Origin of the sequence: Microbacterium sp. (genome assembly GCF_039812165.1) — a bacterium.
Taxonomy (GTDB): domain Bacteria; phylum Actinomycetota; class Actinomycetes; order Actinomycetales; family Microbacteriaceae; genus Microbacterium.
The window spans coordinates 1-7,532 of the sequence record NZ_JBDIAB010000150.1 but is presented as its reverse complement, the minus strand read 5'-3'; the positions used below and the strand labels follow the sequence as shown (position 1 = coordinate 7,532).

The following is a 7,532-nucleotide window of genomic DNA, read 5'->3' as shown; positions in this document are numbered from 1 at the left end:
CTGGCTCGGTGGCGCTCCTCGACAAGCTCGAGGCCGCCGACGTGCCGATCGCCGTGGTGTCGAGCTCGAAGAACGCCGACGAGGTGCTCACCGCCGCGGGTCTGCGCTCGCGCATCCCGGTTCTCGTGGACGGCGTCGTCGCCGAGCGGGACAACCTCCCGTCCAAGCCCGCTCCCGACGTCTTCGTCGAGGCCGCCCGCATGATGGGTGTCGATCCCGCGCGCAGCGTCGCGGTCGAGGACGCTCACAGCGGGGTGCAGTCGGCGGTCGCGGGCAGGTTCGGGCTCGTCGTCGGCGTCGACCGCGGCGCCGGAGCCGAAGCGCTCCTCGAGTCCGGCGCGCACGTCGTCGTGCAGGATCTCGCCGAGTTCGTCTGACCGCCCCGCTCACCCGTCCCTCACCGGAGGCATCCCATGCTCGATCGTGATCGGTTCCCCATCGACCCGTGGCGTCTGGTCGAGACGCGTTACTCCTCCGACGACATCGGCGTCACCGAGTCGGTGTTCGCCGTCGGCAACGGCTATCTCGGGCTCCGCGGCAACCACCCGGAGGGTCGCCACGCGCACGAGCAGGGCACCTTCATCAACGGGTTCCACGAGATCTTCCCGATCCGTCACGCCGAGCAGGCGTTCGGGCTCGCCGAGGTCGGCCAGGCGCTCGTCAACGCGCCCGACGCGAAGGTCATGCGCGTCTACGTCGACGACGAGCCGCTGACGCTCGAGACCGCCGACATGCGCGAGTACGAGCGGGCGCTCGACATGCGCGCGGGCGTGCTCACGCGCCACGTGCGCTGGACGACGCCCAGCGGCAAGGACGTCGTCATCGACTTCGACCGCATGGTGTCGTTCGAGGAGAAGCACCTCGCGGTCATGCGCGTGACGGTCACGGTCCTCAACGCCGACGCTCCGGTGACGATCAGCTGCCAGCTCGTCAACCGCCAGGACGGCGAGGACGTGTACGGCGGCACGCCGCTGCCGCCGAAGAAGGCCGGCTTCGACCCGCGCCGCTCCGACACGTTCCACGAGCGCGTGCTGCTGCCGGCCGAGTACTGGCAGGACGGCCTGCGCGCCGTGCTGTCGTACCGGGTCGCGGCATCCGGCATGACGATCGCGGTCGTCGCCGACCACGTCGTCGAGACCGGGAACGAGTACTCGGCCCGCACGCTCGTCGAGCCCGACATCGCCAAGAACGTCTTCCGCGTGCAGGCGAAGGCGGGCGTGCCCGTCACGGTCACGAAGCTGGTCAGCTACCACACGTCGACCGGCGTGCCCCCGCGCGAGCTCGTCGACCGCGGCCGCCGCACGCTCGACCGCGTCCAGTCCGAGGGCGTGCAGCGACAGTTCGACCGCCAGGCCGCCTGGTGCGAGGCGTTCTGGCATCGCTCCGACGTCGTGATCGGCGGCCACGACGACCTGCAGCAGGCCGTGCGCTGGTGCCTGTTCCAGCTGGCGCAGGCGTCCGCGCGCGCGGACGGGCTGGGCGTTCCGGCCAAGGGCCTCACCGGGTCGGGATACAGCGGCCACTACTTCTGGGACACCGAGATCTACGTGCTGCCGTTCCTGGCGTACACGACCCCGCAGTGGGCCCGCAACGCGCTGCGCATGCGCTACCTGATGCTCCCGGCGGCCCGCAAGCGCGCCGGCCAGCTCAGCGAGGCCGGGGCGCTCTTCCCGTGGCGGACGATCAACGGCGAGGAGGCGTCGGCCTACTACGCCGCCGGCACCGCGCAGTACCACATCAACGCCGACGTGAGCTTCGCGCTCGCGAAGTACGTCCGCGCCTCCGGAGACGAGGAGTTCCTGCACCGCGAGGGCGTCGACATCGCGGTCGAGACGGCGCGGCTGTGGGCCTCGCTCGGGTTCTGGCGGTTCGGCGAGGCGGGCGACGCCGAGTCGTTCCACATCCACGGCGTCACCGGTCCCGACGAGTACACGACGGTCGTCAACGACAACCTGTTCACGAACGTCATGGCCCGCTTCAACCTGCGCTTCGCGGCGCGGACGGTGCGCGAGATGGCCCAGGACGCCCCGGAGGCGTACCGGCTGATGGTCCAGCGCCTGTCGTTCGACCCGGCGGAGGCGGATGCCTGGGAGGCGGCCGCCGAGGCGATGCACATCCCGTTCAGCGAGGGCCTCGGCATCCACCCCCAGGACGCCGTCTTCCTCGAGCGCGAGGTGTGGGACCTGGAGAACACGCCGGAGTCGCAGCGACCGCTGCTGCTGCACTTCCACCCGCTCGTCATCTACCGCTACCAGGTGCTCAAGCAGGCCGACGTGGTGCTCGCGCTGTTCCTGCAGGGCAACCACTTCACGGCCGAGGAGAAGCTGGTCGACTTCGAGTACTACGACCCGCTGACCACGGGCGACTCGACGCTGTCGGCCGTCGTCCAGTCGATCCTGGCGGCCGAGGTCGGCTACCGCGACCTGGCTCTGGAGTACTTCCGCGCGTCGCTGTTCGTCGACCTCGCCGACCTGCACAACAACGCGACCGACGGCGTGCACGTGGCGTCGGCCGGCGGCGTGTGGACGGCGCTCGTGTCGGGCTTCGGCGGCATGCGCGACCACTACGGCGACCTGACGTTCGACCCGCGCCTGCCGGCGGGCTGGCCGTCGCTGGAGTACACGCTGCACTGGCGGGGCACCGAGCTGCGGGTCGCGGTCACGCAGACCGAGTTCCGGATCGACGCGGGCGAGGGCGACGCGGTCGACTTCGCGGTGCGCGGCGTGCCGCATCGCATCGAGGGCGGGCAGTCCGTCGTGGTGCCGCTGGTCGACCAGGGCCCCGTGCGCGAGGGCCGGCCGCGGCTCGGCGAGATCGCCGAGGCGCGTCGCGAGGACGGCACGCTGCTGTCGGCCTCGGTGCCCGACCCCATGGTGCCGTTCCCGCTGCTCGAGACGGTCGGCGAGGTCCTCGCCGACGACGAGCCCTCCTCGTAGGCGGGCCCGCTGCCGTTCGTCGGAGATCTGCATATCGTCGGACAGATCCGGACCGGATCCTCCGACGACGTGCAGATCTCCGACGATGCGCAGCGCCGGCTGCTCCGTCAGGGCGCGTCGAAGAAGGCCAGCTCGTGTCGCATCGAGGCGATGAACGCCTCGTCCATGCGAGCGCGATCGACGGGGGATGCCGTCGCGGCCGCGCGCTCGGCGATCGACACCGCCTCGGCGGTGGCCGCCGCGAACACCGGATCGCCGTACGCCACGAGCCAGTCGGCGTACGGGTGGCCTTCGCGCGCGTGCGTGCGCAGGCGCGCGCCGAGATCGGTGTAGAGCCAGAAGCAGGGCAGCACGGCCGCGGTGAGGACCGTGTACGACCCGGATGCCGCGGCGCCCGACAGGTGGGCGAGGTACGCGGTCGTCGCCGGCCCCGGCTGCGGATCCGCCGCGCCGCCGAGCCGCACGCGGTGCAGGCGCCGTTCCTCCTCGAGCGCGGACGCCGCCGCGCCGTGCCAGAAGTCCCGCTCGTCCGGGGCGACGGCGAGGTCGCCCGCGCGGGCGAGCACGCCGGAGTACGCGCGGAGGTAGAGGGCGTCCTGGGCGAGGTAGCGGTGGAAGCGGTCGAGCGGGAGCGAGCCCGCGGCGAGGCCGGCGACGAACGAGCACGCGTCGACGTCGGCGCGGATGCCGGTGGTGCCCTCCCAGACGCTCGTGCTCCACGGCACGGCGCCGGCGGGCTCGGACGCCGAGGCCTCTCGCGGCCCGGCCTCGTGCCGCTCGGTTCCGCGGAGCTCGTGGAAGTGGTCGATCGGGCCGTGACCGCGCCCCACGCGGAGCGCGTCGGCGTGCCGCAGCGCGCCGGTGAGCCACGTCTTCGCGCGCGCGAGCGCATCGGGCCACGGCATCCCGCTCGCCCGCAGCGTCGCCATCGCCGACGACAGGGAGCATCCGGTGCCGTGGGTGTTGCGCGTCGTCACGCGGGCGCCCTCGATCTCGTGCACGCCGTCGGCGCCGACGATGGCGTCGGGGCACAGCGCGCCGTCGAGGTGCCCGCCCTTCAGCAGCACGGTCGCGCCGGTGTCGGCGTGCAGGGCGCGGGCCTGGGCGACGGCATCCGTCCACGTGCCCGCACGCGCGGAGCCGGTGAGCACGGCGAGCTCGGCGAGGTTCGGCGTGACGAGGTCGGCGCGGCGGCACAGGGCGCGCACCGCCTCCTCGGCCTCGGCGTCGAGCAGGCGGTCGCCGCTCGTGGCGACCATCACCGGGTCGAGCACGACCGTCGGGGGACGGACGTCCTCGAGCCACGCGGCGACGACGTCGACGACCGCGGTGGAGTGCAGCATCCCGATCTTGACCGCGTCGATCTCGACGTCGTCGCTCACCGCGCGCAGCTGCGCGTCGAGGAACGCGGGCGGCGGGGCGTGCACCGACCGGACGCCCTGCGTGTTCTGCGCGACGAGCGCGGTGACCACGGCCATGCCGTAGCCGCCGAGTGCGCCGATCGACTTGAGGTCGGCCTGGATGCCGGCGCCGCCGGTGGGATCGGTGCCGGCGATGCTGAGGACGCGGGGCACGCTCATCGGCGCGCACCGGCGACGGCGAAGGCGGCGGCCGCGGCGCGCGGATCGTCGGCGGCGCAGATCGCGGAGACCACCGCGACTCCCGCGGCCCCGACGGCGCGCAGCGGCGCGACGTCGTCCGCGACGACCCCGCCGATCGCGACGCAGGGGAGCGGGGTCGCCTCGGCGAGGCCGGCGAACCCCGCGACGCCCAGCGGCTCCGGGTGGTCGGCCTTGGTCGCCGTGGGCCGGATGACCCCGACGCCGAGGTAGTCGATCGTCCCCGCGGGCATCGCGTGCGCGGCATCCAGGTGCACGGGCGTGTTCGCGGTCCAGCCCACGATCGCGTCGGCGCCGAGGAGACGCCGCGCCAGCTGCGGCGGCACGTCGCTCTGGCCGAGATGGACGCCGTCGACGCGGGCGCCGGCGTCGCGCGCGGCGAGCGCGACGTCGAGGCGATCGTCGACGACGAAGGCCGCCCGCCCCGCGACGACGTCCGCGAGCGCGACCGCGTACGCGATCAGGTCGCGGGCGCTCGCCGTCTTGTCGCGCAGCTGGACGACGGTGACCCCGCCGTCGATCGCGGCGTCGACGATGCCGGTCAGGCGTGCGAAGGGCACGCGGTGGTCGGTGACGAGGTGCAGCGAGAGGTCGGCGCTCATCGTGCGACCTCCCCGGCGCGGGATGCCGCGGCGCCATCGGTCGCCGCTCGTGCGTCCGGCGGTCCGTCGCCGGGGTCGCCCGCGGGCTCGACGGTCAGCCGGCCCGCGTCGGCGAGGTCGCCGGGCGCGACGCCCGACAGCGCGTCGAGGAAGGCGACGGCGAACGATCCCGGACCGTCGGCGACGGCGGCGGCGCGCTCGGAGGCCACCGCGTGGACGACGGATGCCGCGACCGCCGCCGCCAGCGGATCGCACACGGCGAGGAACGCGGCCATCGTGGCGCCGAGCGAGCATCCGCCCCCGGTCATCCGGGTGAGCAGGGCGTCGCCGCCGTGCACGCGGACGACGTCCGTCCCGTCGGTCACGAGGTCCACGGCACCCGAGACCGCGACCACCGCGCCGGTCCGGCGGGCGAGCGCGATCGCCGCCGCGCGCGCGGCATCCGGACCGTCGGTCGCGTCGACCCCCCGTCCGCCGGTTCCCGCGCCGGCGAGCGCGAGCACCTCCGAGGCGTTGCCGCGGACGATCGACGGACCGTGCGCGAGGAGGTCGGCGGCGAGGCGCGTGCGCACCGGCAGCACGCCCACGGCGACCGGGTCGAGCACCCACGGGGTGCCCGCCGTCACGGCCTCGCGCGCGGCGTCGCGCTGCTCCGAGGTCGGGGTGCCGAGGTTGACGAGCACGCCGCCGGCGACACGCGCGAAGACGCCGGCCTCGCCCGGGATGTCGCACATCGCGGGCGCCGCGCCGAGCGCCAGCAGCGCGTTGGCGGTGACGTTGGTGACCACGGCGTTCGTGATGCACTGCACCAGAGGATGCGCCGCGCGCAGGGCCGCGAGGGCCTCGGCGGGGGAGACGCGGGCAGAGGCGCGTGCGCTCATGGGGGACATCCCTTCGCTCGTACGAACGAGATCAGGTTCGACGGGTGTGATCTCAGCCCGCGGCGCGGGCACCCCGTGTCATTGCCGAGGAATCTAGCAGGCACCCGGTCGGCCCTGTCAAACCCGGCGCGGCTTTGGGAGCGCCGCGGTTCGTCGGAGAACTGCGCCTCGTCGGACGGATCCGGCCGGAAGTCTCCGACGATGTGCAGATCTCCGAAGATGTGCCGCGCGCACAGGCGTGTGAGGCACTCATGCCGCGTGTCGGGGGCACCGCGTAGGCTGGCCTGGTGACCGCAGCCCTCTACCGCCGATACCGTCCGGAGACGTTCGGCGAGATGATCGGGCAGTCGCAGGTCACCGAGCCGCTCATGACCGCGCTGCGCGGCGACCGGGTCGGCCACGCGTACCTGTTCTCGGGCCCGCGCGGCTGCGGCAAGACCACGTCGGCGCGCATCCTCGCCCGCTGCCTCAACTGCGCCGAAGGCCCCACCGACGTGCCGTGCGGCGTGTGCGACAGCTGCGTCGAGCTCAGCCGCGGCGGCGGGGGATCGCTCGACGTCGTCGAGATCGACGCCGCCTCGCACAACGGTGTCGACGACGCGCGCGACCTGCGCGAGCGGGCCATCTTCGCCCCGGCCCGCGACCGGTTCAAGATCTTCATCCTCGACGAGGCGCACATGGTCACCGCGCAGGGCTTCAACGCCCTGCTCAAGCTCGTGGAGGAGCCTCCCGAGCACGTCAAGTTCATCTTCGCGACGACCGAGCCCGAGAAGGTCATCGGCACGATCCGCTCGCGCACGCACCACTACCCGTTCCGCCTCGTCGCCCCCGCGGCGATGCTGGAGTACGTCGAGCGGCTGTGCGAGACGGAGGGCGTCGCCGTCGAGCCCGGCGTGCTGCCGCTCGTCGTGCGCGCCGGCGGAGGCTCGCCGCGCGACACGCTGTCGCTGCTCGACCAGCTGATCGCGGGCTCCGAGGCCGGGTCGGTGCGGTACGAGCGCGCGGTGGCGCTGCTCGGCTACACGCACGCCGAGCTGCTCGACGAGATCGTCGACGCGCTCGGCGCGCGCAACGCCGCGGCCGCGTTCGCGTCGATCGATCGCGTCGTGCAGACCGGCCAGGACCCGCGGCGCTTCGTCGACGACCTGCTCGAGCGGCTGCGCGACCTGATCGTCGTGGCAGCGACGGGCGAGGGGGCCGCCGCCGTGCTGCGCGGGATCTCGTCCGACGAGCTGACCCAGCGCATGGGCCAGGCGGCCGTGTTCGGCGCCGAGCGGCTCTCGCGCATCGCCGACCTCGTGGTCGCCGCGCTCGACGACATGACCGGGGCCACGTCGCCGCGGCTGCAGCTGGAGCTCATGATCGCCCGCGTGCTCGCGAGCGAGGCCGCGACCGGTCCGGTCGCCGCATCGGCCGGGCACCCGCCGGTCGCCTCGGTCGCGACGCCTCCCGCCGGCTCGGGAGCGGGCCGGCCGTCGGGCGACGCGTCGACGA

General features: G+C 73.8%; 6 protein-coding genes and 1 riboswitch. Of the genes, 3 read left to right on the top strand and 3 right to left on the bottom strand.

The window, feature by feature from the left end:
* Positions 1–377 (top strand): HAD-IA family hydrolase (locus WML84_RS11230; RefSeq protein ID WP_347346234.1); only part of this gene is annotated, 377 nt, incomplete at its 5' end.
* Between the two features lie 36 nt (positions 378–413).
* Positions 414–2,936, top strand: coding sequence for a glycosyl hydrolase family 65 protein (locus WML84_RS11225; protein ID WP_347346233.1), 2,523 nt, complete (start codon positions 414–416; stop codon positions 2,934–2,936).
* Positions 2,937–3,043: 107 nt separating this feature from the next.
* Here the strand turns inward: WML84_RS11225 and WML84_RS11220 are convergent, their stop codons facing one another.
* The 3 genes from WML84_RS11220 to thiM form a co-directional block, all read right to left on the bottom strand.
* Positions 3,044–4,516: a bifunctional hydroxymethylpyrimidine kinase/phosphomethylpyrimidine kinase gene (locus WML84_RS11220; protein ID WP_347346232.1), complete on the bottom strand. Its 1,473-nt coding sequence runs from the start codon at positions 4,514–4,516 to the stop codon at positions 3,044–3,046.
* Entirely contained in the window at positions 4,513–5,157 is a 645-nt protein-coding gene (gene thiE / locus WML84_RS11215) for a thiamine phosphate synthase (RefSeq protein ID WP_347346231.1), read from the bottom strand. Before thiE ends, WML84_RS11220 begins: the two co-directional genes overlap by 4 nt.
* Positions 5,154–6,038: a hydroxyethylthiazole kinase gene (gene thiM, locus WML84_RS11210; protein ID WP_347346230.1), complete on the bottom strand. Its 885-nt coding sequence runs from the start codon at positions 6,036–6,038 to the stop codon at positions 5,154–5,156. The genes thiE and thiM overlap by 4 nt, the downstream gene beginning before the upstream one ends.
* Positions 6,030–6,124, bottom strand: a riboswitch (TPP riboswitch). It overlaps the preceding gene by 9 nt.
* 201 nt (positions 6,125–6,325) lie before the next feature.
* On the opposite strand from thiM, the gene WML84_RS11205 reads away from it, so the two are divergent.
* Positions 6,326–7,532 (top strand): DNA polymerase III subunit gamma and tau (locus WML84_RS11205; protein WP_347346229.1); only part of this gene is annotated, 1,207 nt, incomplete at its 3' end.

Excerpts from the sequence above, each read along its gene's own strand:
- WML84_RS11225 (WP_347346233.1), top strand. The coding sequence starts at position 414 with ATGCTCGATCGTGATCGGTTCCCCATCGACCCGTGGCGTCTGGTCGAG.
- WML84_RS11220 (WP_347346232.1), bottom strand. The coding sequence starts at position 4,516 with ATGAGCGTGCCCCGCGTCCTCAGCATCGCCGGCACCGATCCCACCGGC.
- thiE (WP_347346231.1), bottom strand. The coding sequence starts at position 5,157 with ATGAGCGCCGACCTCTCGCTGCACCTCGTCACCGACCACCGCGTGCCC.
- thiM (WP_347346230.1), bottom strand. The coding sequence starts at position 6,038 with ATGAGCGCACGCGCCTCTGCCCGCGTCTCCCCCGCCGAGGCCCTCGCG.